This window comes from Rubrobacter marinus (assembly GCF_011492965.1).
Lineage (GTDB): Bacteria > Actinomycetota > Rubrobacteria > Rubrobacterales > Rubrobacteraceae > Rubrobacter_F > Rubrobacter_F marinus.
This window is the reverse complement of the sequence record NZ_CP045121.1, coordinates 2,773,376-2,797,672: the sequence shown is the minus strand read 5'-3', so window position 1 is coordinate 2,797,672 and position 24,297 is coordinate 2,773,376. Positions and strand designations below refer to the sequence as shown.

Genomic DNA, 24,297 nt, shown 5'->3' with positions numbered 1-24,297 from the left:
GAGCCCCTCGCCCGATCTCCCTGGCGGAAAGCCACAACCCGGAGGAGCCGACCGAGGAGACGAATACGTCGTGCGGGGCTGCCCTTTCGTGCTCCGGCTCTTCGCGCGGTAGGTGGCGTCTCGGGTGGTAGCATGCCGACCGTGGCCGCCTTCGCGGCCGTGTATCCGCCGGCGAACAGGAGTATCTCCCATGGATTTGCAGCTTACGGGCAAGCGCGCTCTGGTGACCGGGTCTACCGCCGGGATCGGCCTTGCGGCGGCCTCGGCGCTCGCTAGGGAAGGGGCCTCCGTCGTGCTGAACGGGCGCTCCGTCGAGAGGGTCGAGGGGGCCGTAGGGCGCGTGCGCGAGGGGCTGGACGGCTCGGGCGGCGAGGTGGCCGGGGTCGCGGCGGACCTCGGGACGGCCGAGGGGGTGGAGGAGCTGTTGCGGCGGGTGCCGGAGGTCGACGTTCTCGTCAACAACCTCGGGATCTTCGAGCCCAAGGGTTTCGCGGAGATCACGGACGACGACTGGTTCCGGTTCTTCGAGACGAACGTGATGAGCGGGGTCAGGCTCGCGCGAGCCTACCTGCCGGGGATGACGGGGCGGGGATGGGGCCGAATCATATTCGTCTCCAGCGAGTCGGGCGTGCAGATCCCGGCGGAGATGATCCACTACGGGACGACGAAGACGGCGCAGCTCGCCGTGGCGCGCGGCCTCGCCGAGACGACCGCCGGCACGGGCGTGACCGTCAACTCCGTCCTGCCCGGCCCGACCGCCTCGGAGGGCGTGACGACCTTTGTCGGGCAGATGGCCGAGGCGCAGGGGTTGAGCGAGAGCGAGATGGAGGACGAGTTCTTCCGCTCGGCCCGCCCCTCGTCCCTCCTCGGCCGGTTCATCGAGCCCGAGGAGGTCGCGGCGCTCATAGCCTACGTCGCGAGCCCTCTCTCCTCGGCGACGAACGGGGCCTCCCTGCGCGCCGACGGCGGGGTCGTTCGTTCGATCGTCTAGCCGCGCCCGATTACCCCCTGACGCCTGCGCTAAGATAGGCGCAAGCAACGCGAAAGCCGGAGGTTTTTTAGATGATATCCGAGGAGCAGGTGCGCAACGTCGCCAATCTGGCGCGGCTGGGGCTGACGGACGCCGAGGTGGAGAAGATGAGCGGGCAGCTCGGGGCCATCCTGGACTCGATAGAGCAGATCCAGGAGCTCGACCTCGCGAACGTCCCGCCGACGTCCAACCCGCTGAACCTGACGAACGTCGTCCGGCCGGACGAGCCGCACCGGGAGCTCCCGCGCGAGGAGGCCCTGAGGCCCGCCCCGGACGACGCCGACGGCCTCTTCGGCGTCCCGAGGATCGATTAGCGTGGCGGGAGATATCCTCGGCCTCACCGCCTACGAGCTCGCGCGGGAGATAGCGGCGGGCAACGTCTCGGCCCGCGAGGCCGCGGAGGTCGCGAACGCGCGCGTCGAGGAGGTCGAGGGCGAGGTGAACGCCTTCGTGACCACGACGCCGGAGATCGCGCTGGACCGCGCCGCCCGCGTCGACGAGGGGGACGGCGCGAAGAAGCCCTGGGACGGCGTCCCGATGGCCGTCAAGGACGTCCTTTCTACGCGCGGCGTCAGGACGACCTGCGGCTCGAAGATCCTCGAAGGTTTCGAGCCCCTCTACGACGCCTCGGCGCTCCTCAACTACGGCGAGGACCTCGTGATGGTCGGCAAGGCGAACATGGACGAGTTCGCCATGGGCTCCTCGACGGAGAACTCGGCCTACGGCGTGACGAGGAACCCCTGGGACCTCGGCCGCGTCCCCGGCGGCTCCTCCGGCGGATCGGCCGCGGCGGTCGCGGCGGGCGAGGGCTGGTGGGCGCTCGGGACGGACACCGGCGGCTCCGTGAGGCAGCCGGCGGCGCTCTGCGGCATCGTCGGGCTCAAGCCCACCTACGGGCGCGTCTCGCGCTACGGGCTCATCGCCTTCGCCTCCTCGCTGGATCAGATCGGGCCGATGACCCGCGACGTGCGCGACTCGGCGCTCCTCCTGCAGGCCATCGCCGGACACGACCCCAAGGACTCGACGAGCGCGAACGTCGAGGTGCCGGACTACCTCTCGGAGCTCGAAGGCGGCGTCTCCGGGCTGCGCGTCGGCGTCGTCACGGAGCTTATGGGCGAGGGGATAGACCCGGGCGTGCGCGAGGTCGTCGAGAGGACGGTCAAGGGCCTCGAAGGGGCCGGGGCCGAGGTCGGCGAGGTCAGCCTGCCGCACTCCCGCTACGGGCTGCCCGCCTACTACATCGTGGCTCCGGCCGAGGTCTCCAGCAACCTCGCGCGCTTCGACGGGGTGCGCTACGGCTTGCGGGTCCCGGCCGGGGGCGTGCACGAGATGTACCGCCAGACGCGGGAGGAGGGCTTCGGGGACGAGGTGAAGCGCAGGATCATGCTCGGCACCTACGCCCTCTCCTCCGGCTACTACGACGCCTACTACGCCCAGGCCCAGAAGGTGCGCACCAAGATCATCGAAGACTTCCGGGCGGCCTTCTCGCGCTACGACGTGCTCGTCTCCCCGACCTCGCCGTCGGTGGCGTTCGAGATCGGCTCGAAGACCGGCGACCCCCTGGCGATGTACGCCCAGGACATCTGCGCCGTCCCCGTGAGCCTCGCCGGCCTCCCCGCCATTAGCGTCCCCGGCGGTCTGAGCGAGGGCCTACCCGTCGGCGTCCAGCTTATAAGCGACCACTTCACGGAACCGATGCTGCTGCGCGCCGCCCGCGCGGTGGAAGAGGTCGCGGACTTCGACTTCGCGCTGAAGCCGTAACCTTTCGCCTTACGCGAGGTGGGCGCGTCAGACCTTGTGGCCCCGGGGTGACGCCCCCCGGGGGCCGACGCGCGAGGCGCGCTCCCGGCGCAGCCTCCTCAGGCTCTCGACCAGCGAGGTCTCGCGCAGCCTGAGGAGCTCGCTCTCCGGCACGGGGTCGGTCAGCGTCCCGATCGCCGCGTACTCCTCGTACTCCTGGGCGCAGCTCTCGCAGAAGGGGACGCCCAGGATCTCGACCGTGGCGGGCCGGCCGCACGGATCGTCGGTCGAGCTTCTCACCCAGCAGGTCTTCGATTCTCGCCGCCCGAACAGCCCCATAACGGCCTCCTCGCTTACAACCCTTTTCCTTCCCGTAAGTTTGCCACGCACCGAGCGTGGTTCCCTTAACCGGCGGTTACGGTCTCGTGAAGAAGTGTTGGTGCCGGGGGCGGCGCCCGGAATGCGTGGGAGGCAAACGGGTAGAGAACCGGGATGAACCCAGAGAGCGGATACGCGGACCTCGGAGACGTACGGCTGCACTACGTGGAGGCGGGTGAGGGGCCGCTCGTGGTGCTGCTGCACGGCTTCCCGCAGACCCACCGCATGTGGCGCTTCCAGATCCCGGCGCTGGTCGAGGACGGCCTCCGCGTCGTGGCCCCGGACATGCGCGGCTACAACCTCTCGGAGAAGCCGAAAGGGGTCGAGCACTACGGGGTGGACGGGCTCGCGCGGGACGTCGAGCGCCTCATCGCGGAGCGCGGGGAGCAGAGTGCCGCCGTGGTCGGGCACGACTGGGGCGGGATCGTCGCGTGGTTCGCCGCGATGCGCTACCCGGAGCGCGTGAGGAGGCTCGGCATCCTCAACGTGCCGCACCCTTCGCGCTTCATGGACGGCCTCACGATGCCCGAACAGTTGCTCCGGAGCCTCTACGTGTTCTTTTTCCAGCTCCCGCGCCTCCCGGAGAAGACCCTCGGCGCGGGCGACTTCGCCGTCCTGCGCGCGGGCTTCCGGAGGGACCCGGTCCGTCCGGGGGCCATCTCCGAGGAGGACGTCGAGCATTACGCCGAGGCGATGGCGAGGCCGGGCGCCCTCACCGCCACCATAAACTACTACCGCGCGCTCCTCCGGAGCCCCCGTCGGGCGCAGGTCGGGCTGAAGAAGATAGCGGCTCCGACGCTCGTGATCTGGGGCGAGAGAGACCGCTTCCTCAGCTCGAAGCTGGCCGAGCCCGGCCCGCTATGGGTGCCGAACCTCCGCGTCGAGCGCCTCCCGGACGCGAGCCACTGGGTGGCGGAGGATCGCCCCGAACGCGTGAACGAGCTCCTCCTGGACTTCCTGCGCGAGCCATAGCGCTCCACGCGGGAACGAATGGTCGGCGCCCGGCCGCCGCCTACTCGCTGACGGTGTTGCCGCCGGCCTGCTTGGCGCGGTAGAGGGCGCGGTCGGCGGCGCGGGTGAGGTCGTCGGTCGTCGATCCGGCCTCGGGGTGGGCGGCCGTGCCCACGGAGAGCGTGGGGCTTACCGTGACGCCGTCGCGCTCGAAGGTGTGCTCCTCGACGGCGCTGCGGACGCTCTCGGCCAGCGCGGCCGTCGCCGGGGCGTCCTCGCCGGGCAGGATGGCCTGGTACTCGTCGCCGCCGAAGCGCGTCGCCCTGCGGCGTCCCTCCCCGAGAACGGCATCGAGGATGTGGCCGACCTCCCCGACGGTGAACTCCCCGAGGAGGTGGCCGTGCTCGTCGTTGATCTCCTTGAGGTTGTCCACGTCCGCCATGATGACGCCGAGCGGCTCCTCCCTCGCCCGCGCCGCCGCGAGCGCCCCCTCGAACTCCTCGTCGAAGCGTGGTTTGGAGAGCAGCCCGGTGAGGTGGTCCTCGTTCAGCGCCCGCCGGAGGCTCTCGTTGAGCTCTGCCTTCAGCGCGTCGGGCTCGGAGAACTCCAGCAGGCTCTCGCCGAGGGCGAGCCTGTCGCCGTCGCGCAGGGGGCGCGCGGCGATCAGGGCCTCGCCGTTGAGCTCCGTGCGGCCGGGCCCCCCCGCGAGCGGCTCGACGAAGTAGTGCGCTCCGGGCCCGGGGAAGATCCTCGCGTGCGCCGGCGCGACCCGCGAGTCGTTGAGCACCACGCCCGCCCGGAACGGGTCGCCGCCCACGACGACCTCGGTCCCCTCCAGGCGGTGCAGGGCGCCGAGGTTGGGACCCCGCAGGACTATGAGGTGCGCGCTGCCGTGCCCGCCGTCCATGCATCCTCCTTGCTCTCCGCCGACAGCTTCAGCAGCGGACGATGTTAACACGCTCCGCGCGGGGCCCGAGCGGGCCCGACCCCGCATCTGGCGCCGGGGGCGAATGTTAGAATCAGGCAGGGTAGTGAGAGCTAGACAGAGGGTTTTCGGGGTGCAGACACAGGAGAGAAGGACCTATCAGGCGGTCATCGGGCTCGAGTTCCACGTGCACCTCGCGACCCGGACGAAGATGTTCTGCTCCTGCCGCGTGACCTACGGCGACGAGCCGAACACGCACACCTGCCCCGTCTGCCTCGGCCACCCCGGGGCGCTCCCGGTCACGAACGAGAAGGCCGTCGAGCTCGGGGCGATGGCGGGGCTCGCGCTCAACTGCGAGGTCGCCGACAGGTCCGTCTTCGCGCGCAAAAACTACTTCTACCCGGACCTGCCGAAGGGCTACCAGATCTCCCAGTTCGACCTCCCGATCTGCACGGGCGGCCACCTCGACGTGCCGGTGGGCGACGAGACGATCCGCGTGGGCATCACCCGCCTGCACCTCGAGGAGGACGCCGCCAAAAACGTCCACGTCGGGGAGTCGGGCCGGATGCACGGCTCCGTCGGCTCGATGGTGGACTTCAACCGCGGGGGTACGCCGCTCATAGAGATCGTCACCGAGCCTGACATCCCCTCGCCGGAGGCCGCGAGGGCGACGGCGAACCACCTCAAGGCCATCCTCCAGGCCATCGGCGTCTCCGAGGCCGACATGGAGAAGGGCCAGATGCGCTGCGACGCCAACGTCTCCATCCGCAACCCCGACGGCTCCTTCGGCACCAAGACCGAGCTCAAGAACATGAACTCGTTCCGCTTCGTCGAGCGAGGCATCGTCCGGGAGCTGGAGCGCCAGCGCGAGATCCTGGAGAGCGGCGGGCGCGTCGAGCAGGCGACGGTCCACTACGACCCCGTCGCCGACGAGGTCCACGAGCTCCGCAGCAAGGAGTTCGCCCACGACTACCGCTACTTCCCCGAGCCGGACCTGCTTCCGCTGGAGCTCACGGCGGCGTGGGTGCGCGAGATCAGGGAACGCCTCCCCGAGCTCCCCGACGAGAAGAAGGCCCGCTTCGTCAGGGACTACGGCCTCTCGGACTACGCCGCGGGCGTCCTCACCGCCGACCGCGACCTCTCCTCGTTCTACGAGGAGGCCGTCGCCGGCGGGGCCGACCCGAAGCAGGCCGCAAACTGGGTCTCGGGCGACCTCCGGGCCCTCCTGAACGAGTCCGGCACGGACGTCTCCGGGTCGAAGGCGACCCCCGGGCACATGGTCGAGCTTATCGGGCTGGTCGAGGACGGCACGATCTCCCGCTCCGCCGCCAAGGACGTGCTCGCGGCGGTCTTCGAGACGGGGGAGGCCCCCTCCGCGGTCGTCGAGCGCGAGGGCCTCGCCTCGGTCGGCGGCGACGAGCTCTCCGGCATGGTCGACGGCGTCATCGCCGAGAACCCCGACGAGGCCGAGCGCGTCCGCAACGGCGACAAGAAGGTCGTAGGCTTCCTCGTCGGCCAGGTCATGAAGGCCAGCCGCGGCAGCGCCGACGGCGGCCGGGTCCGCACCCTCCTCATGGAGAAGCTGAACGGCGGGTAGCCCCTTGCCGAACGGCGGCGCGGCACGCGGCAAACCGCCCCGTGTCCTCGTTCCGGTGCCCTCCGGGGCGCTCCTGAGCCCGGAAGACCTCGCCGCGGCCGGCGTGGAGCCGATCGTCTTCGGGCCACCCGTGGAGCTTCCCGGCGGGGGCGTCGCGCTGCGGCGGGAGTGGGTCGCGGACTGGGCGGAGCTCTTCTGCGCCGGGAACGCGATCGACGCGGTGGTCCTCGGGGCCGAGGAGCCCGGGATCCTCGCCGGCCTGCTCGTGGCGGCGCTGCGCCTGGATCTCCCGGCCGTCGCGCTGCCGGCGCTCTCCCCTTTCTCGGTCGCGCTGGCGGCGATGGGCGTCGCTCCCCTGCGCGCGGGGGCGGTCGAGACGGTCGCGAGGGTGGCCGAGGCCGGACTTCCGCGGTCCGGCGCGCTGGTCAGCACGTTCTCCCTCGCGAACGCGCTTCGGGCCGGGCTCTCCGCGGGGGCGGGACCGGAGCTTATCGTTCACCTCGCCGCCGTGGCGCGGGAGGCCCGGGTGTCGGGCTTCTCCCCGATGGTGCGGGTCCTCGCCCCGAGAGCCCCGCCGTCGCCGACCCGGGCTGGCTCCGGGAGCACGGCGCCGCCGGCCTGCTCGCCGCCCTGGGGGACTCCCTCAACGACGCGTCGACGGTGGCGGGGCCTCTGAAGGAGGGCCTGCCCGCGGCGCCCCCGCTCCCGGAGGCGGGGCGCGTCGCCTCTCCCTCCCGCGCGGCCGGGCGTCGGGGACGGAGGTGGTCTGCCAGGCGGACGCCTTGCTGGAGGAGATCGCCGGCGAGTGCCGCGTCTACGCCTCGGAGCGGGAGGCGGTCGAGGCGGTCCTGGACGGCGGCGTGTGGAGGGGGGACCTCCTCGTCGTGACGGGGTGCGGGGCGCGCGGTGGACCGGGGCTGCTCGCCCTGGACGGGCTGGGCGCGGCGCTGGCGGAGGCCGGCCTCGACGTGCCGGTCCTCACCGACGGGCTGCCGCCCTCGAAGGCCGGCGTGGAGTCGCCCTGGATCTCGCTGTTCTCGCCCGAGCCCGTCTCCGGCGGCGTGATGGGCCTGCTGCGGGACGGCGACACCCTGCGCTTCGACCTCGTCGAGGGCCGCATCCGCACCGGGATCTCCGCCGACGAGTTGGAGAGCAGGGAGCCCTTCGTCGCGCCCGAGCGCTCCCCCTTCGGTTACGCGGCCCGTTACGCCCGCTCGGCGCTGCCCGCGCTCGAAGGGGCCGGGTTCGGCTAGCGCCGCGTAACGCCGGTACGCCGCGCCCCCGCATCTACGGGCGTCCTGTGCGGCGGTCTAGGGGGCGAGCGAGTGGGTGCCGTCCGTACCGCTCCCGGAGGGCTCCGAAGCGGGCCCTCGCGTGGATGGGAGCCGGAAGCGGTCGTCGAGGTCTACCCCAGCGGCCCGCCGCCCCCTCTCCAGCTCCAGGTCGCGCTTGAGGGCTTCGATCTCCTCCTCGAGCTCCTCCACCCTGCGCTCGAGGAGCTCGGGGCCCCTGTCCCTGATCTCCTGCGTACCGAGCCCGGGGGCCTCGTCCTCCGGCGCGGTGAGGATGGCGAAGGGGCTCGGCGGGCTCTCGAGCTCTGGGGGGGAGAGCTCCTCCAGCAACCCGGCCAGGGCTTCCTTCGTGACCCAGCGGTAATCGTTGATGTTGACCGTGGGCAGCTTCTTCCGGTAGATCAGGAGGTTCGCCTCGTGCGCGGAGATGCCGAGGAGGCGCGCCGCCTGCTCGGGCGCGTAGTAGTAGCGGGCTCGATCCTCGCGGTCGTCTCCGGCGGCGGATGGGGCGTCCCCCGGGGCCGCCTTCTGGGCGGCCGGTGCGGGCCCGTCCTCCGGCGCGTCCCCGGGCAGATCGACGGCTATGCGAGCCTCCTTCGCCATGGTGCCCGGCGACCAGGGGTTGCCCCGCTCCAGGACCTGGTAGGAGACGCGTTCGGGGGCGATGCCCAGAGCGGCGGCCGCCTTCTCGACGGCCCCCGGGACGGACGTGGCGCGGAACTCGCGCCGGGTCCTCAAGCGGCCGCCGGAGTGCACCCGAGCCAGGACGGCCTCGACGTCCCGGACGCGCACGAGCCGCCGGCTCGTGCCGACCGCAACCTGCGACAGCTCTCCGAGGGAGAACATCTCCTCCAGCTCGCCGTTCGCGACGCCGAGGAGCGCCGCCGCCTCCGCAACCTCATAGAACATCTTCGCCACGTTCGCCTCCACGAACACTGTTCGGGTAGCGTACCCGAACCAACTTATCGGGGGGAGAGCGCGGACCGCTGGGGCGCGAGCCCATCGGCCCCCGCACCGCCCGGCCTCGTCCTCGGCTCGTCGCCCGGTCGTGTAACTCTTCTCACCCGTATTGCCCCGAACGCGCGTTTCGGACAGGGAGGGGCGTTTCGCCGGGGGACGGGACAGGGGAGAGGCTAGTAACGGCTTGTAGTTTTCTGCGCTAGTTTGTGGTCATCGCGGCGCATAATCACTAGAATAGGCCCGTTGTTCAGTCGTACGTAGCACAAGAGGGAGCTTCCTAGACCATGATGAACAAGTACCGTTTGATGTCGCCCGGCCCGACGCCGATTCCGCCGGAGGTTTCGGCCGCGGGCGCGCTGCCCGTGATCCACCACCGGACGCCGGAGTTCGGCGAGGTGTTCACGAGGGTCAACGAGAACTTGAAGCGCGTCTTTCTGACGGAGAACGACGTCTTTACGTACGCGGCGAGCGGTACGGGGGCTTTCGAGGGCGCGATCCAGAACCTCTTCTCGCCGGGCGACAAGATCCTCGTGGTCAACAACGGCAACTTCGGCAACCGCTGGGTGAAGATGAGCCAGGCCTTCGGCCTCGAGGTAACGGAGCTGAGGTACGACTGGGGCGTCAAGGCGGACAACGACGAGGTCGCCAGCGCCCTCCGGAACGACCCGGGCATAAAGGCCGCGGTCTGCGTCCTCTCGGAGACCTCCACCGGCACGGTCAACGACATCGAGGGCTTCGCGAAGGCCGCGTCGAGCGTCGTGACGATCCGTGGACGCGGTCTCCGGGCTCGGGGCGTGCACCTTGCGGACGGACGAGTGGGGCGTGGACGTGGTGGTCGCGGGGTCTCAGAAGGCCCTCATGACGCCCCCGGGCCTGGGCTTCGTGAGCGTCAGCGAGAAGGCGATGGCCATGCACGCCGACTCCCGGATGCCGCGGTACTACTTCGACTGGACGGCGGCGAAGAAGGCGTACGAGAAGGACCCCTCGCAGACGGCGTGGACGCCGGCCGTCAGCCTCATCATCCAGCTCGACGTCGCGTTGCAGCAGATTCTGGCCGAGGGGGTCGAGGAGGTCTTCAAGCGCCACGTTTTGCTTGGCAGGGCGTCGCGCGAGGGGATAAAGGGGATGGGCCTCTCGCTCTTCGGGCCGGATGAGGACATGAACTCGGCCGTGACGGCGGCGTGGGTGCCGGACGGCATCGACGGCAAGCAGTTCGTCAAGATGCTCTTCAGGGAGCACGGCATACAGATCGCGGGCGGCCAGGGCGAGATGACCGGCAGGATCTTCCGTATAGGCCACTGCGGGTTCTTCGACTCCTACGACATCATCGCCACGATCGCCGCCGCCGAGCTCGCGCTGGAGTCCCTCGACTACCCCGTCGAGCTCGGGCGCGGCGTGGGTGCCGCGCAGCGGGTCTTCTCGAAGACCGGGGTGACCGCGTGACGAAGGTTCTCATCACCGAGGCCCTCGCCGAGAGCGGGGTCGAGCTTCTGAGGAGGGAGTTCGAGGTCGACGTCACCCTGGGCCTCTCGCCGGAGGAGCTTCTGGAGACCATCGGCGAGTACGACGGGCTCATCATCCGGAGCGCCACGAAGGTCACCGCAGAGGTCATCGAGCGGGCGGAGAACCTCAAGGCGATCGGGCGAGCCGGCATCGGCGTGGACAACATAGACATCGAGGCGGCGACGAAGCGCGGGATCATCGTCGCCAACGCCCCGGAGAGCAACACGATCGCGGCGGCCGAGCAGACCCTCGGGCTGATGCTCGCGGTCGCCCGGAAGATCCCCGTGGCCGACGCCTCCCTGAAGGGCGGCGAGTGGAAGCGGAGCGCGTTCAAGGGGGTCGAGGTCGCCGAGAAGACGCTCGGGCTCATCGGGCTCGGGCACGTCGGCGCGATCGTGGCGCGTGGGGCTCTGGGCATGGGGATGCGCGTCCTCGCGTACGACCCGTACATCTCCGAGGACCGCATGCGCTCGATGAACGTGGCGCGCGCCGGGAGCGTCGCCGAGGTCCTCGAGGGCTCGGACTTCGTCTCGCTGCACGTCCCGCGGACGCCGCAGACGATGAACATGATCGACTCCGGAGCCCTGGAGAGGATGAGGCCGTCGGCCTACCTCATCAACGTGGCGCGCGGCGGGATCGTGGACGAGACGGCGCTGTACAACGCGCTCAAAGAAGGCGTGATCGCGGGCGCCGCCCTCGATGTCTTCAAGGAGGAGCCGACGACGGAGTCGCCGCTCTTCGGCCTCCCGAACGTCGTCGTCACGCCCCACCTCGGGGCGAGCACGGTCGAGGCCCAGGACCGGGCCGGCGTCACCGCCGCCGAGCAGGTCGCGATCGCGCTGCGCGGCCTCGTCCCGACGAACGCCCTGAACGCCCCGTGCCGGCCGGCGAGGGGGCGGAGTTCGTGGCTCAGTTCGCGGGCTGTGCGAGGCCCTCGGCGGCGTCCTGCACCAGCTCACCGACCGGCCGGGGAACTCGTTGAAGATAGATTACCGGGGCGAGGTCGCGAACTTCGACACCCGTCTGCTGGACGTCTCGGCGCAGAAGGGCCTCCTCGCGAGGATGGTGCACGAGCCCCTGAACTTCGTCAACACGCCCGCCCTCGCGAAGGAGAGGGGCTTCAAGATCGAGACCTCGCGCTCCTCGGAGTCGGCGGACTTCACGAGCCTGGTGACGCTCAGGCTCCCGTCGGAGGACGGGGGCGAGAGCGCCGTCAGCGGGACGCTCGTCGGGCCACGCATGCGGCCCCGGATCGTGGAGATCCTCGGCTACACCATGGACATAGAGCCCGAGAAGCACATGCTCTTCATCCGCAACGAGGACCAGCCCGGCATGATCGGGCGCATCGGCGCCGTCCTCGGGGACCACGGGATCAACATCGGCAACATGGCGGTCGGGCGCGGCGAGCCCGGCTCCCGCGCCGCCATGACGATCACGGTCGACGACCCCGTCCCCGACGAGGTCCTGCGGGAGCTCCTGTCCATCCCGGGCTTCAGCGAAGCCCGCGCCATCACCCTGTAGCGGCGTGCCCCAAGGCGTGGACGACATACTGGACAGGTACCGGCGCTACGGCCCGGCCTTCAAACCGGGCGACAAGGCCCCGGTGAGCGGCACCTACGTCTGCGACCGGGGGACCATGCTCCCCCCGGTTCGCGTCCAGCTCACCAAGGGCGAGCCCTTCCCCGAGGCCGACGGCGTGGGCCCCCACACCCGCTGGCGGGAGACGAACATCCAGGCGTAGAGGAGAGCGGGAGCGTCTACGGGGAGGGACCGGGGCGAGCGTTGCCCCGGTCCCTCCCTTCACGTCTTTGCGCTTCTTGGCCTCCCCCTCGGGGCGCCGGGTGAGCCGGTCTCAGCCCCCGTGGTCGCGGATGAAGCGGACCGTGCGCTCGGCGATGAGCTCCTTGTCGTTGTCCAGGGTGGCGACGTGGTAGGAGTTCTCCAGGCGGACGAGCTCCTTGTCGGTGCTGCCGAGCCTCTCGAGGATGTGTGGGCCGTTCTCCGGGGGCACGACGTGGTCTTCGAGGGATTGCAGGACGAGGACCGGGGCCGTGATGGCGGGGAGGAGGTCGTCGGTGACGCGCATGATCGCCATGAACTCCTTGAGGGGCGGGACGGGGACCTCGGGGTAGACGAGCTCCTCGACGCCGGGGGCCTTGATGTCCGAGCCCACGCCGGGGACGCTCGGCGGGGCGGCGGGATCGAAGACGAGGCGGGCGAGGTCCGGGTTGTCGAGGTACACGCAGGCGTTGATGGGGACGGCGCCTTTGATGAGGTCGGGGCGCGTGCCGGCGAAATACAGCGAGAGCATCCCTCCCATCGAGAGGCCGGCGATAAAGACGTTCTCGCAGCGGCCCTCGAGCCAGGCGAGGTCTTCTTCGACAGAGGAGATCCAACCGCGAGCGGTGCTCTTCGCGTGGTCGTCCATCGTCGTACCGTGCCCCTCCAGGCGGGGACCCGCGACCGTGAAGCCCTCGGCCGCCAGGGCCTCGCCCAGGGGCCGCACGCTCTGCGTCGTGCCGGTGAAGCCGTGCGAGACGAGCACCCCCGTCTCGTTCCCCTCCATGCGGAACGGCTCCGCCCCCGCCAGGATCGCCTGCTCCATCGTGTGTCCTCCTCGGATCTCTTTTAGAGCAGGGATTATAGGGTGGGGTAGAATCCGCGGCAGGATTCTACGGGCTCGGGAGGCTGGTGGTGGGCAAGGCTAGAGGCGGGGGATTCCGGAGCACGCTGATTCTGGCGGTCTTGCTCGTGCTCCTTTCCGTGGCCCTGGGGATCGGGATCAGCCGGGCGGACTTTCTGGGTCGCGTGCCGATCGTGGGCCCCCTCCTGTTCGAGGACGCCCCGGCGCGGACGACGACGGGACCGACCGTGGTGGAGGGCATACAGGATCTCGACCGCCTCGCGACCGTGCGCTGGACCGAGTCCGTGCCCGTGACCCGCGAGAGCGGGGGGACTGGGCTGGAGCGTTTCTTCTCCGGCGAGAGGGTCCTGCTCATCGCCTCCGGCGACGTCGAGGCCGGGGTAGACCTGGCGCGCATAGGCGAGGAGGACGTGCGGGTCGAGGGCGGCGTCGTCACGATCCGGCTCCCCGAGCCCGAGGTCTTCTCCGCGAGCCTCGACGAACGGGAGACGGGCGTCTACGACCGCGACTTCAGCCCGCTGAACCTCCGCCCCGACGACGAGCTGGTCGAGGAGGCCCGCGCCGAGGCGGTCGAGGAGATCGAGGCGGCCGCGCGCGAGAACGGCATCCTCGAGCAGGCGGAGACGAACGCCGAGGAGAGCATCCGCGCCTTCGCCCTCACGCTGGGCTTCAGGGAGGTGCGGTTCCGCTAAGCCTCCGGTGGGACCGGCCGCCGGACGGAACAAAGCGGCGGGTCCCGTGCCGCCCCGATGATCCGGGAACGCGGCTTCCTTCGTACAACGCTCGACCGTATACTTTATCGTGGAGGTAGACCGTGGCCGGGCAGCAAGAGATCGAGGGCGGAGCGCGCCTCCGTCCCGAGACCAGTACGGGGCACTACTCATTAGAGCTTTTCGGGATTGCATCTTTCTTCGTGCTCGCGATCCTGCTGGGCGTGGAGATCTATCAGGGGATAGCGGCCTCCGGTTACGCGTGGTTGCTGCCCCTCCTCGCGATCGCGGCTTACCTTGCGGCGGATCTGATCTCCGGCTTCGTTCACTTTCTGGCGGACAACTTCGGGTCTTCGGAGACCCCGATCATCGGGCGCGGGTTTATCGACGCCTTCCGCGAGCACCACGTCGACCCCAAGGGCATCACCACCCACGACTTCGTCGACACGAACGGCAACAACAGCCTGGTAAGCATCCCGTTCATGCTGCTGGTCTGGCTCTTCGTCCCCGTCGCGGCGACGGTCGCCGGAGCCTTGTTCGGCGCGTTCTTCCTCATGCTCTGCCTCGGCGTGTTCCTAACAAACCAGTTTCACAAGTGGGCGCACATGGAGGAGCCGCCGGCCGTAGCGTCGTGGCTACAGGAGCGCGGTGTGATCCTCTCGGGGCAGCACCACGACGTTCACCACGCCAGCCCCTACGATACTTACTATTGCATCACCGTGGGCGTCTGGAACCCGCTGCTCGACCGGACCATGTTCTTCGAGCGGACAGAGCGCCTGATCCGGCGCATCATTCCCGGCACCGACCCGCGCCTGCGCGTCGAGCGAGACGGGAGCCTCAACGAGCGGTAAGGGCCCCGCGGGTTACTCCCACGGCGCTGGGGGTAGGACCGGATCGGCAGGGAGTCAGAGGTTCGTCGACGGGAGGTTCGCATGAGGGTCGGATATTTCTTGTCCTGCGAGGAGTACGGGCCGCTGGAGCTTCTGGAGCAGGCCCGGATGGCCGAAGGTGCAGGCTTCGAGGCGCTCTGGATCTCGGACCACTACCACCCGTGGAACGACGAGCAGGGCCAGAGCCCGTTCGTGTGGAGCGTGATCGGGGGCCTCTCGCAGGTGACCTCCCGCATCCCCGTCTACACCGCCGTCACCTGCCCGACCATTCGCATTCACCCCGCCGTGATCGCCCAGGCCGCCGCGACCTCGGCGGCGATGCTGCCCGGGCGCTTCGGCCTCGGCGTGGGCTCCGGCGAGGCGCTGAACGAGCACATCTTCGGCGACGCCTGGCCCTCCACCGACGTGCGCCTGGAGATGCTCGAAGAGGCCATCGAGGTCATGCGCCTCCTCTGGGAGGGCGGCGTCTCGGACTATGAGGGCCGCCACTACGCCGTCGAGAACGCCCGGATCTACACCCTCCCCGACGAGCCTCCGCCCATCCTCGTCTCCGGCTTCGGCCCCAAGGCGACGCAGCTCGCCGGGAGGATCGGGGACGGCTACATGAACGTCGCCCCCGACGCCGACCTCCTGAACCTCTTCCGCTCCTCCGGCGGCGGCGACAAGCCCGCCCACGGCGCCTTCAAGGTCTGCTACGGCGAGGACGAGGCCGAGCGGCGCAAGACCGCCTACCGGCTCTGGGCCAACGAGGGGCTGCCCGGCGAGCTCGCCCAGGTCCTGCCCACCCCGCGGCACTTCGAGCAGGCCACGCAGCTCGTCACCGAGGAGATGATCGCCGAAGCCATCCCCTGCGGCCCCGACCCCGAGCCGCACCGCGAGACCATCCGCCAATACGACGAGGCCGGCTACGACGAGGTCTACGTCTCCCAGATCGGGGGCAACATGGAGGCCTTCTTCGAGCTGTACCGCGAGGAGATCCTGCCGGAGTTCCGCTAGCGCCTCCTGCTTGATCCCGCACCCGGGTTCGCTCCCGGTTGCGCCGGGGCTCCTCGCGCAGGTTACCGAACCTAGCGGGCTCTCCAGCGCTTGCGCGGCTCGGGGACGCCCGCCGGTCCTGGGACGAGCCTGTCGACAAAGGTCCCGGTGGCGAAGGCGTAGACCGCCTTGTGCAGCAGGTCGATGGCCTGCTCGTCGACGGGCCACGTCCACGGGGGAGCGCCGACGCCGGTAGCGTTCTCCAGCGTCTGGTCGTTCAGGAGGCGCAGGTTGAGCAGCATGAACGAGCCGACCGGGCCGCGGAACCCGCGCTCCGCCATGAGGGCGCGCACCGCGCCGAGCAGCGCGCCCTGCCCGTAGTGCATGGCCCAGTTCAGAAACAGGCGCTCGTCGTCGGGCTTCTCCTGGAGCCGGAGGACGCGCTCCAGGGTATGCGCGGGGACGAACGAGTTCGGCCGTTGGGTGAACGCCTGCTCCACCTTCTCCACGGCGGTCATCACCGCGACCCCCGCAAACCCTGCCGCCAACCCTTTTACCGCCGCGCTCATAGACACCGTTTGACCTCCGAGAATCTAGCCGTCACCGCTCCTGGAACTCGTTCCTACCCCGGGAGGCCGGACCTACTCATGGGAGGCCGGGTCGTGCAGATCTTCGACGAGAGAAGCCCGGTGGTACGGGAAGGGCTCCCCGTACCACCGGGCTTCGCGGACCTCCTACCGACGGACCGGGGGCTAGCGCGCGGCCTTGCTCTGGGCCTGCGGGACCGCGGTCGCCCCCTCGCTGTTCCCTTCCTCGGGGTCGTAGGCGAGGTTGGGGGAGAGCCACTTCTCGGCCTCGGCAAGCGTCATGCCCTTGCGCTCGGCGTAGTCGGCGGCTTGATCGCGCCCGATCTCGGCGACGCCGAAGTACTGGGACTCGGGGTGCGAGAAGTAGTAGCCGCTGACGGCGGCGCCCGGGGTCATGGCGCAGCTCTCCGTGAGGGAGATGCCGGCGTTCTCCTCGACGCCTAGAAGCTCCCAGAGGGTGCGCTTCTCGGTGTGCTCCGGGCAGGCCGGGTAGCCGGGGGCGGGCCTGATGCCCCGGTACTCCTCGCGGATGATCGCCTCGGTGTCCAGGCCCTCGTCGGTGGCGTAGCCCCAAAACTCCTTGCGGACCCGCTCGTGCAAGAGCTCGGCGAACGCCTCGGCGAGCCGGTCGGCCAGGGCCTTGACCATGATCGCGTTGTAGACGTCGTTCTCTTCCTCGAAGCGCCTCGCCGCCTCGTCCGCCCCGATACCGGCGGTCACGGCGAACATGCCCACGTGGTCCTCCAGCCCCGTCTCCTTCGGGGCGACGTAGTCGACGAGGGAGCGGTTCGGGCGGCCGGGCGGCTTCTGCTTCTGCTGGCGCAGGAAGTGGAGCTCCGTCAGGACCTCGGTGCGCCCCTCGTCCGCGTAGACCTCGACCGAGTCGTTCGGCAGGGCGCTCGCCGGGAAGAGGCCGAAGACGGCGCGGGCGGTGAGCCAGCCCTCCTCGATGACGCGGTCGAGGAGATTCTGGGCGTCGGCGAAGAGCTTCTTCGCCTCCTCGCCCTTCTCCGGGTCGTCGAGGATGCGGGGGTAGCTCGCCTTGAGCTGCCAGGAGTGGAAGAAGGGCGTCCAGTCTATGTAGCTCCGGATCTCCTCCAGCGGGTAGTCCTCGAACGAGCGGACGCCGAGGATTTTCGGCTTCGGCGGCTCGTAGCCCTCCCAGGTTATCTGCGTCCGGTTCGCCCGGGCCCTCGGGAGCGGCGCGATCCTGGTCTTGGAGCGGCGGCCGGCGTGCTTGGTGCGCACCGCCTCGTACTCCTCCGCTATCCCCTTCGCGTAGGCCTCCTTGCCCCCGCCCTCGCTCACCAGGTTCTGCACCACGCCGACGGCCCGGGAGGCGTCCTTGACGTGGATCGTCGGGTGCTCGTAGCTCGGCGCGATCTTTACGGCCGTGTGCGTCTGCGAGGTCGTCGCCCCGCCGATCAGGAGCGGCAGGTCGAGGCCCTCGCGCTGCATCTCGCTCGCCACGTGTACCATCTCGTCGAGGCTAGGCGTGATGAGCCCGGAGAGCCCGACGACGTCGGCGCCCTTCTCCTTCGCGGTCTGGAGGATCTTCGCCGCCGGGACCATCACCCCAAGGTCGATGACCTCGAAGTTGTTGCACTGCAAGACCACGCCGACGATGTTCTTCCCGATGTCGTGGACGTCGCCCTTCACGGTCGCCATGACGACCGTGCCGTTCGGCTTCCTCGCCTCGCCCTTCTCCGCCTCGATGTACGGTATGAGGTAGGCGACGGCCTTCTTCATCACCCGCGCGCTCTTGACGACCTGCGGCAGGAACATCTTCCCCGCGCCGAAGAGGTCGCCGACGACGTTCATCCCGTCCATGAGGGGACCCTCGATCACCTCTATCGGACGGTCCGCGTTCTGGCGCGCCAGCTCGGTATCGTCCTCGACGAAGTCCGCGATCCCCTTGACGAGCGCGTGCTCCAGCCGCTTCTCGACCGGCCACGAGCGCCACTCCAGCGCCTCCTCCTCGGCCTCCTCGCCCCGGTCGCGGTACTTCTCCGCGAGCTCCAGGAGCTTCTCGGTGGCGTCGTCGCGGCGGTTCAAGACCACGTCCTCGACGGCCTCCTTCAGCTCCGCGTCGATGTCGTCGTAGACGCCGAGCTGGCCTGCGTTGACGATGCCCATGGTGAGGCCGTTGCGGATGGCGTGGTAGAGGAAGACGGCGTGGATCGCCTCGCGCACCGGCTCGTTGCCCCGGAAGGAGAACGAGACGTTCGAGATGCCGCCCGAGGTGCGGGCGTGGGGGAGCCTGGCGGAGATCTCGCCGACCGCCTCGATAAAGTCCACCCCGTAGTTGTTGTGCTCGTCGATGCCGGTCGCGATGGCGAAGACGTTCGGGTCGAAGATTATGTCCTCGGGCGGGAAGCCAACCTCTTCCGTGAGGATCTTGTACGCGCGGGCCGAGATCTCGACCTTCCGCTCCTTCGTGTCCGCCTGGCCCTTCTCATCGAAAGCCATGACGACCACGGCCGCTCCGTACCTCTTTAGGAGCTTCGCCTGGCGGACGAACTCCTCCTCGCCCTCCTTCATGCTGATGGAGTTGACGATGGCCTTGCCCTGCGCGCGCTTGAGGCCCTCTTCGACGATCCTCCACTTGGAGGAGTCGATCATGACCGGGACGCGCGAGATGTCCGGTTCGGCGGCGACGAGGTTCAGGAACGTGACCATCGCCTCCTCGCCGTCGAGCATCCCCTCGTCCATGTTGATGTCTATAACCTGCGCGCCGTTCTCGACCTGCTGGCGGGCCACGTCCAGCGCCGTGTCGTAGTCGCCCGAGAGGATCAGGTCCTTGAACCGGCGCGAGCCCGTCACGTTCGTCCGCTCCCCGACGTTCACGAACAGCGAGTCCGGCCCGATGTTCAACGGCTCCAGGCCCGACAGACGCGTGACGCGCGCCTCGTCCCCGTCCACCTCGGGGAGACGGCGCGGCGCGCATCCCTCGACGGCCTCGGCGATCGCGCGGATGTGGTCCGGCGTGGTCCCGCAGCAGCCGCCGACGATGTTCAGCCACCCGGCCTCGGCCCACTCCCCGATCTCTTCGGCCATGTACTCCGGGCTCTCGTCGTACTCGCCGAACTCGTTCGGGAGCCCCGCGTTCGGGTAGGCGCTGACGCATCCCTCGGAGACGCGCGCGAGCTCCTCGATGTACTGCCTGAGCTCTTTGGAGCCCAGGGCGCAGTTCAGGCCGATGCTGACGGGGTCCGCGTGGCGCACGGAGTTGTAGAAAGCCTCCGTCACCTGCCCCGAGAGGGTGCGCCCGCTCGCGTCGGTGATCGTCCCCGAGATCATGAGCGGCACGTCGAGCCCCTCCTCCTCGAGGTACTCCTGGATGCCGAAGATCGCCGCCTTCGCGTTCAGCGTGTCGAAGATCGTCTCCACGAGCAACAGGTCGACCCCGCCCTCCACGAGCCCCCGCGTCGCCTCCTTGTACGCGGCGGCGAGCTCGTCGAAGGTTACGTTCCGGAAGCCGGGGTTGTTGACGTCCGGCGAGAGCGAGGCGGTCCGGTTCGTAGGTCCCAGGGCGCCCGCCACGAAACGCGGCTTATCGGGCCCTTTCTCGGAGTAGAAGTCGGCGGCCTCCCGCGCGACGCGCGCCGCCTCGAAGTTCAGCTCGTAGGCGAGGTCCTCCAGCGCGTAGTCCTTCTGGGCGATGGAGGTGGAGGAGAAGGTGTTCGTCTCGATGACGTCCGAGCCCGCCTCCAGCGTGGCCTCGTGGATGTCGCGGATGATCTTGGGCTGCGTGATGGAGAGCAGGTCGTTGTTCCCCTTGAGCTCCCCGGGGTGGTCGGCGAAGCGCTCCCCCCGGTAGTCCTCCTCGGTGAGGTCGTAGCTCTGGATCATGGTCCCCATCGCGCAGTCCAGGATCACGATGCGCTGCCCGAGCAGGTCCCGGAACTCCTGCGCCCGGGCCTCCCTCTCCTCTTTTGTGGTGTTCTGGCCCATGTTCCTCCTGTTAGAGCTGAAACTCGGCCTACCGACCGATTACCCGCCGTGCTGGCTTCTCCGGCGCCGACGCCCCCTAGGCCACTGCCTCGACGACGTCGCCGGCGAGATGCGGCATCGAGGCGGGGGGCATGAGGTAGGCCCCGCCCACCAGCGGCTTCGCCTTCGCGAGCAGGTTCTGCGCGACCTCCACGCCGTACTTCGGGGCGTCCTCGGCGGAGAGCTCCGCAAGCTTCTTCCGCACGCTCTCGGGGATGTTTATCCCGGGGACCTCGTGGTGGAGAAACTCGGCCTGCCTCCCGCTCCTCAGGGGCATCAGGCCCAGGAGGAGGGTGACGTCCATGTCCTGGATCTTCTCCAGCGCCCTCTCCAGCGCCCCGAGCTCGAAGACGGGCTGGGTCCAGAACGCGTGCGCCCCCGCCCCGACCTTGCGCCGGAGCTTGTCGACCTCCGCGTCGAGGTCCTCGGCGGTCGGGTTGAAGGAGGCACCGATCAGAAACCCCGGCGGCTCGCCGATGGGGTTGCCCGCCAGGTCCTCGCCCCGGTTCATCTTCGAGAGGACGTGTACGAGGCCGACGGCGTCGGTGTCGAAGACGCTCGTCGCCTCGGGGTAGTCCCCGATCTGGGCCGGGTCCCCCGTGACCGCGAGGATGTTCTTGACCCCGAGCGCCGCCGCCGACAAGAGGTCCGCCTGCAACCCGATGATGTTCCGGTCGCGACAGCTCATGTGCGCCACCACCTCGATCCCGGCCTGCTCCTGCACGATCCTCGCAACCGCGACCGGGTGCATCCGGAGGCGCGCCCGCGCCCCGTCCGAGATGTCTATCGCGTGTACCCCGCGCTCCTTGAGCGCCTTCGCCGCCTCGACCACCCCCGAGACGTCGTGCCCGCGCGGCAGATCCACCTCGACCGCGACCGCGAACCCCTCCTTTATCTTCCGCGCGAACCCCGTCCGGGGCTCGACCGCCGCCCTCTCGGTCTCCAGCTCAGGGGAAGAGACGGAGACGCGCCGGGCCGACCTCGTCTCCGGCTCGAAGTCCCGGAGCGCCTCGGCGAGCGCCCGGACGTGCGACGGGGTGGTGCCGCAGCAGCCGCCGACGATACGCGCGCCGGCCTGGGCCAGCTTCAGCCCGTACTCGGCGAAGTGCCCGACGTCCTGGTTGTAGCGGACCACGCCGTTCACGAGCTGGGGGAGGCCGGGGTTCGGGTAGGCGGCGACGGGGCCGACCTCGGAGGCCATCGCCTCCGCGATCCCGAGCATCCGCTGCGGCCCCACGGTGCAGTTCGAGCCCGGTAGAAGCAGGCCCTCGGCCCCCCACGAGGAGATGTCGCGCGCCACCTTCCCGGGCAGCCCCTCGGCGAGCGTCTCCCCGTCCTCGACAAAGGTCTTGTGCGCGATCACGGGCACCCCGAGGGACGCCACCGCATCGTACGCTATCTTGAGCTCCGCCAGATCCACGAAGGTCTCCAGGAGGATCGCGTCGGCACCGCCCTCGAGGAGCGCCTCGGCCTGCTCCAGAAAGACGGCCCGCGCCTCCTCCGGCCGGATCGGCCCGATGGGGGCGAGGGGCCGCCCGAGGGGGCCCACCGCGCCGAGCACGATCGCGTCCTCGCCCGCCGGCAGAGCGCCCTCGACCGCGCTCCGGGCGAGCCGGGCGCCCTCGACGTTGATCTCCCGCGTCCTGTCGCCGAGGTTCTTGAGGGCGAGCTTCGTCGCGTTGGCGGAGAAGGTGTTCGTCTCGATGACCCGGGCGCCGGCGCGCACGTACTCCTCGTGGACGGCCCGGACCACCTGCGGGTGCGTCAGGTTCGCCCGGTCGTAGGGGTGGCCGTAGCCCACCCCGCGAGCGGCCAAGAGCGTCCCCATCGCGCCGTCGCCGACGAGGAGCCGGCCGTCGAGCTTCTCCCTCAGATCCAACAAAAGACAAACCCCTCTCTGCATCTACAACGAGCCATGCCAAGGGGCGGGAAGGAAAGGTAAGACCATCGCCTCATCTTCCGGAGCCTCCTCCGCGGGATTTGGCACCTGGCACGAGAGCCGAACTCTCGCCGGTTGCCGCGGCTTCTCGGGGCCCGTCCCTCCACCGCTCTCGATGAGAGCCGCGCCCCGAGAACCTCTCGTCGCGCGGCGTCTGGTCCGTTGAAACTACCACGGGAGGACCCGCTTTACAACTCGCGCGAGCCCTCCCCGGGCGCCCCGCGCCGGCCCCCCTAAGGCGCGTCGAAGCGGAAGATCCCCCACGCGAGATACCCGTTGTTCCCGCCGTCGACCCAGTGCCGGAGGCCCTTCTTCATCCGCCGGATGTACCCCTCGTCGACGCTCCGTAGAAGCTCGTCCTCCCGCTTCTCCGTCTCTTCCAGGACGCGGGCGTAGTGGGTGGGGAGCTGCCCGGAGTGGTCCTCAAAGTCCACCTCCTTCAGGCCCGCCTCGCCGGCCGCGCGGCGGTAGAAGCCCGGGCTCCCGAGGGAGCCGAGATGGATGCGGTCGAGGATGGGCTGGAGCACCCCGTCCGGGCAGTCGTCGGACTGCATGGGGTCGGTGAAGGTGAACCTGCCGCCGGGCTTGAGGACGCGGGCCACCTCCCGCAGGACCGTCTCGCGCTCGCCGCTGTGCAGGATCGCGTCCTGCGACCACACCACGTCGAAGTGCTCGTCCCCGAACGGGATGGCCTCGAAGCTCCCGTCCACGACCTCCACGAGCCCACTCAGCCCCTTCTCGCGGTTGAGCTCGCGGGCGCGCTCGTTCTCGACCTCGCTCAGGTTCAGCGCGACGACGCGGCAGCCCGCCGCGTTCGCGAGGTAGCGCGCCGAGCCCCCGTAGCCCGAGCCCATGTCGAGGACGCGGCTATCGGGGCCGAGGGTGGGGAGGCTAGCCGCCATGCGCTCCACCGTCCTGCGGCTCGCCGTGAAGATCGGCTCGTCCGGGCTCTCGTACAGCCCGACGTGGATGTCCTCGCCGCCCCAGACCGTCGAGTAGAATCGGTCGGCGTCGGGGGAGTTGTAGTAGTCGCGGGCCGTGTTCACCGCGCTGGATCCTCTACCGCTCATCTGCTGCCCCCCCGCCCTCGACGTAGAGTTTCTCGGCGACGTGGACGAAGAAGTCAGGGCCGTCCGGCCCGTCCTCGCGGTAGGACTGCTGGAAGTCCCCGTAGGTCTCGACGCGCTGGAAGCCGACCTCGCGCATGAGGCGGCGGGTGTACTCCTTGCGCAGGGGGAACATGTTCAGGTGGTAGACCGAGCCGTCCGGGAAGCCGTAGCGGAACCTCGCGAGCCCCTCGTCCACGTGCTCCGGCGCGGCGTCGACCGCCTCGCCGCAGTAGTAGTACGTGTGGCTCGCCTCGTAGTCGCCGTCCAGGATGGCGTCGTAGTTGCGCTGGTCCAGGATCAGGACGCCGTCGTGGCGGAGCATCGCGTAGAACTCGGCGAGGGTCTTTCTCCGGTCGTGCTCGGAGAAGAGGTGCGTGAAGGAGTTGCCGAGGCAGATGATCGCGTCGAACTCGCCGTGCACGTCCCGGTTGAGGAAGCGCCAGTCCGCAAGTACCGTCCTCAGGATGTGCCCCCCGTGCTCCAGGCCGTTCTCGAACGCCTTGGCGAGCATCGCGGCGCTCCCGTCGACGCTCACCACCTCGAAGCCCTCGTTCAACAGCCTGACGGAGTGGAAGCCGGTCCCGGTCGCGACGTCGAGGATCCGCCTCGCCCCGCGCTCCTTGAGCTGGCGGATAAAGAAGTCGCCCTCGCTCTCGGCGCGAGAGCCCCAGTCGATAAGCTCGTCCCACTTCTCGACGAAGCTCTTTATGTACTCGATCCTGTAGTGGTCGGTCTCCCTTACCTTGACCGGATCGTCACCAAACGATTGCCGCTCGTGAGCGGTCACGGGTGTTTTCTCCCCTCTTGAGACAGAACATGATGATCTTCTCAATACCGGTGCCCCCTACGCCCCAGGACCTCCCCCCGAAGCCGGACATACGCGACGCGACGGAGGACCCACCGTCTCTCCGTCCCCATGATGCTTCCCTATGCGTCCGGCATGCGAAGCCGGGCGCGCATTAAATGTTTCGCCGCTCTTCTCGACGCGTTCTGCGCCCCTCATGCCCTCTTCCTTTCAAAGCATGGCGCATACTATACACGCATCGATGTGACGCGCAACACAAAAAAGCATTA

General features: G+C 69.5%; 22 protein-coding genes, 2 pseudogenes and 1 riboswitch. Of the genes and pseudogenes, 15 read left to right on the top strand and 9 right to left on the bottom strand.

The window, feature by feature from the left end; all coding sequences use genetic code 11:
- Nucleotides 1–190: 190 nt before the first annotated feature.
- The 3 genes from GBA65_RS14335 to gatA all read left to right on the top strand — a co-directional run bounded on the left by GBA65_RS14335 (nucleotide 191) and on the right by gatA (nucleotide 2,791).
- Nucleotides 191–991 carry an SDR family NAD(P)-dependent oxidoreductase gene (locus GBA65_RS14335; RefSeq protein ID WP_166397129.1) on the top strand — a complete coding sequence of 267 codons (801 nt, stop codon included), beginning with the start codon at nucleotides 191–193 and terminating at the stop codon, nucleotides 989–991.
- A 71-nt stretch (nucleotides 992–1,062) separates the two neighbouring features.
- Nucleotides 1,063–1,344 carry an Asp-tRNA(Asn)/Glu-tRNA(Gln) amidotransferase subunit GatC gene (gatC, locus tag GBA65_RS14330; RefSeq protein WP_166397128.1) on the top strand — a complete coding sequence of 94 codons (282 nt, stop codon included), beginning with the start codon at nucleotides 1,063–1,065 and terminating at the stop codon, nucleotides 1,342–1,344.
- 1 nt (nucleotide 1,345) lies between these two features.
- Nucleotides 1,346–2,791 carry an Asp-tRNA(Asn)/Glu-tRNA(Gln) amidotransferase subunit GatA gene (gatA, locus tag GBA65_RS14325; RefSeq protein ID WP_228281351.1) on the top strand — a complete coding sequence of 482 codons (1,446 nt, stop codon included), beginning with the start codon at nucleotides 1,346–1,348 and terminating at the stop codon, nucleotides 2,789–2,791.
- Nucleotides 2,792–2,818: 27 nt separating this feature from the next.
- Here gatA and GBA65_RS14320 read toward each other — a convergent pair whose 3' ends face one another.
- On the bottom strand, nucleotides 2,819–3,109 hold the full coding sequence (locus GBA65_RS14320) for a hypothetical protein (protein WP_166397127.1): 291 nt from the start codon (nucleotides 3,107–3,109) through the stop codon (nucleotides 2,819–2,821).
- A 153-nt stretch (nucleotides 3,110–3,262) separates the two neighbouring features.
- Here GBA65_RS14320 and GBA65_RS14315 point away from each other — a divergent pair, with 153 nt between their 5' ends.
- Nucleotides 3,263–4,120 (top strand): alpha/beta fold hydrolase, encoded by an 858-nt coding sequence (locus GBA65_RS14315; protein WP_166397126.1) that lies wholly within the window; start codon nucleotides 3,263–3,265, stop codon nucleotides 4,118–4,120.
- 40 nt (nucleotides 4,121–4,160) lie between these two features.
- Here GBA65_RS14315 and GBA65_RS14310 read toward each other — a convergent pair whose 3' ends face one another.
- Nucleotides 4,161–5,006: a GGDEF domain-containing protein gene (locus tag GBA65_RS14310; RefSeq protein ID WP_166397125.1), complete on the bottom strand. Its 846-nt coding sequence runs from the start codon at nucleotides 5,004–5,006 to the stop codon at nucleotides 4,161–4,163.
- Nucleotides 5,007–5,235: 229 nt separating this feature from the next.
- Here GBA65_RS14310 and gatB point away from each other — a divergent pair, with 229 nt between their 5' ends.
- The 3 genes from gatB to GBA65_RS14295 all read left to right on the top strand — a co-directional run bounded on the left by gatB (nucleotide 5,236) and on the right by GBA65_RS14295 (nucleotide 7,874).
- Nucleotides 5,236–6,621: an Asp-tRNA(Asn)/Glu-tRNA(Gln) amidotransferase subunit GatB gene (gene gatB / locus GBA65_RS14305; RefSeq protein WP_407691097.1), complete on the top strand. Its 1,386-nt coding sequence runs from the start codon at nucleotides 5,236–5,238 to the stop codon at nucleotides 6,619–6,621.
- Between the two features lie 4 nt (nucleotides 6,622–6,625).
- A complete protein-coding gene (locus GBA65_RS14300) occupies nucleotides 6,626–7,297 on the top strand; it encodes a hypothetical protein (protein ID WP_166397123.1) in 672 nt (223 codons plus the stop codon).
- 106 nt (nucleotides 7,298–7,403) lie between these two features.
- Nucleotides 7,404–7,874 carry an IlvD/Edd family dehydratase gene (locus tag GBA65_RS14295; protein WP_166397122.1) on the top strand — a complete coding sequence of 157 codons (471 nt, stop codon included), beginning with the start codon at nucleotides 7,404–7,406 and terminating at the stop codon, nucleotides 7,872–7,874.
- A gap of 57 nt (nucleotides 7,875–7,931) precedes the next feature.
- Here the strand turns inward: GBA65_RS14295 and GBA65_RS14290 are convergent, their stop codons facing one another.
- Nucleotides 7,932–8,831 carry a hypothetical protein gene (locus GBA65_RS14290; protein WP_166397121.1) on the bottom strand — a complete coding sequence of 300 codons (900 nt, stop codon included), beginning with the start codon at nucleotides 8,829–8,831 and terminating at the stop codon, nucleotides 7,932–7,934.
- Between the two features lie 326 nt (nucleotides 8,832–9,157).
- Between GBA65_RS14290 and GBA65_RS26590 the strand changes: the two are divergent.
- From GBA65_RS26590 to GBA65_RS14270, 5 genes and pseudogenes are all read left to right on the top strand, one after another.
- Nucleotides 9,158–9,565: pseudogene (locus GBA65_RS26590) on the top strand (aminotransferase class V-fold PLP-dependent enzyme); the annotation flags it as partial.
- 76 nt (nucleotides 9,566–9,641) lie between these two features.
- Nucleotides 9,642–10,316 carry a pyridoxal-phosphate-dependent aminotransferase family protein gene (locus tag GBA65_RS25365; protein WP_166397120.1) on the top strand — a complete coding sequence of 225 codons (675 nt, stop codon included), beginning with the start codon at nucleotides 9,642–9,644 and terminating at the stop codon, nucleotides 10,314–10,316.
- A pseudogene (locus GBA65_RS26585) lies at nucleotides 10,313–11,188 on the top strand (hydroxyacid dehydrogenase); the annotation flags it as partial. The gene GBA65_RS25365 and the pseudogene GBA65_RS26585, both read left to right, overlap by 4 nt.
- 166 nt (nucleotides 11,189–11,354) lie before the next feature.
- The gene (locus GBA65_RS23300; protein WP_207955786.1) at nucleotides 11,355–11,897 is read left to right on the top strand and encodes an ACT domain-containing protein; all 543 of its coding nucleotides are present in this window, start codon (nucleotides 11,355–11,357) and stop codon (nucleotides 11,895–11,897) included.
- 16 nt (nucleotides 11,898–11,913) lie between these two features.
- The gene (locus GBA65_RS14270) at nucleotides 11,914–12,117 is read left to right on the top strand and encodes a YjzC family protein (protein WP_207955785.1); all 204 of its coding nucleotides are present in this window, start codon (nucleotides 11,914–11,916) and stop codon (nucleotides 12,115–12,117) included.
- 111 nt (nucleotides 12,118–12,228) lie between these two features.
- On the opposite strand, the gene GBA65_RS14265 is transcribed toward GBA65_RS14270, so the two are convergent.
- A complete protein-coding gene (locus tag GBA65_RS14265; protein ID WP_166397117.1) occupies nucleotides 12,229–12,981 on the bottom strand; it encodes an alpha/beta hydrolase in 753 nt (250 codons plus the stop codon).
- Between the two features lie 89 nt (nucleotides 12,982–13,070).
- Here GBA65_RS14265 and GBA65_RS14260 point away from each other — a divergent pair, with 89 nt between their 5' ends.
- From GBA65_RS14260 to GBA65_RS14250, 3 genes are all read left to right on the top strand, one after another.
- Nucleotides 13,071–13,712, top strand: coding sequence for a DUF4230 domain-containing protein (locus GBA65_RS14260; protein WP_166397116.1), 642 nt, complete (start codon nucleotides 13,071–13,073; stop codon nucleotides 13,710–13,712).
- Nucleotides 13,713–13,834: 122 nt separating this feature from the next.
- Complete coding sequence (locus GBA65_RS14255) at nucleotides 13,835–14,581, top strand: fatty acid desaturase CarF family protein (RefSeq protein ID WP_166397115.1); 747 nt, start codon at nucleotides 13,835–13,837, stop codon at nucleotides 14,579–14,581.
- A gap of 81 nt (nucleotides 14,582–14,662) precedes the next feature.
- Nucleotides 14,663–15,616 (top strand): LLM class F420-dependent oxidoreductase, encoded by a 954-nt coding sequence (locus GBA65_RS14250; protein ID WP_166397114.1) that lies wholly within the window; start codon nucleotides 14,663–14,665, stop codon nucleotides 15,614–15,616.
- Nucleotides 15,617–15,687: 71 nt separating this feature from the next.
- Here the strand turns inward: GBA65_RS14250 and GBA65_RS14245 are convergent, their stop codons facing one another.
- The 5 genes from GBA65_RS14245 to GBA65_RS14225 form a co-directional block, all read right to left on the bottom strand.
- A complete protein-coding gene (locus GBA65_RS14245; RefSeq protein WP_166398522.1) occupies nucleotides 15,688–16,113 on the bottom strand; it encodes a hypothetical protein in 426 nt (141 codons plus the stop codon).
- 234 nt (nucleotides 16,114–16,347) lie between these two features.
- Nucleotides 16,348–20,136: a methionine synthase gene (gene metH, locus GBA65_RS14240; protein WP_166397113.1), complete on the bottom strand. Its 3,789-nt coding sequence runs from the start codon at nucleotides 20,134–20,136 to the stop codon at nucleotides 16,348–16,350.
- A 76-nt stretch (nucleotides 20,137–20,212) separates the two neighbouring features.
- Nucleotides 20,213–22,057, bottom strand: coding sequence for a bifunctional homocysteine S-methyltransferase/methylenetetrahydrofolate reductase (locus tag GBA65_RS14235; protein WP_166397112.1), 1,845 nt, complete (start codon nucleotides 22,055–22,057; stop codon nucleotides 20,213–20,215).
- 67 nt (nucleotides 22,058–22,124) lie between these two features.
- Nucleotides 22,125–22,236: riboswitch (SAM riboswitch) on the bottom strand.
- Nucleotides 22,237–22,347: 111 nt separating this feature from the next.
- Nucleotides 22,348–23,184 (bottom strand): SAM-dependent methyltransferase, encoded by an 837-nt coding sequence (locus GBA65_RS14230; protein WP_166397111.1) that lies wholly within the window; start codon nucleotides 23,182–23,184, stop codon nucleotides 22,348–22,350.
- Nucleotides 23,174–24,010 carry a glycine/sarcosine N-methyltransferase gene (locus tag GBA65_RS14225; RefSeq protein WP_207955783.1) on the bottom strand — a complete coding sequence of 279 codons (837 nt, stop codon included), beginning with the start codon at nucleotides 24,008–24,010 and terminating at the stop codon, nucleotides 23,174–23,176. Before GBA65_RS14225 ends, GBA65_RS14230 begins: the two co-directional genes overlap by 11 nt.
- Nucleotides 24,011–24,297: the final 287 nt, after the last annotated feature.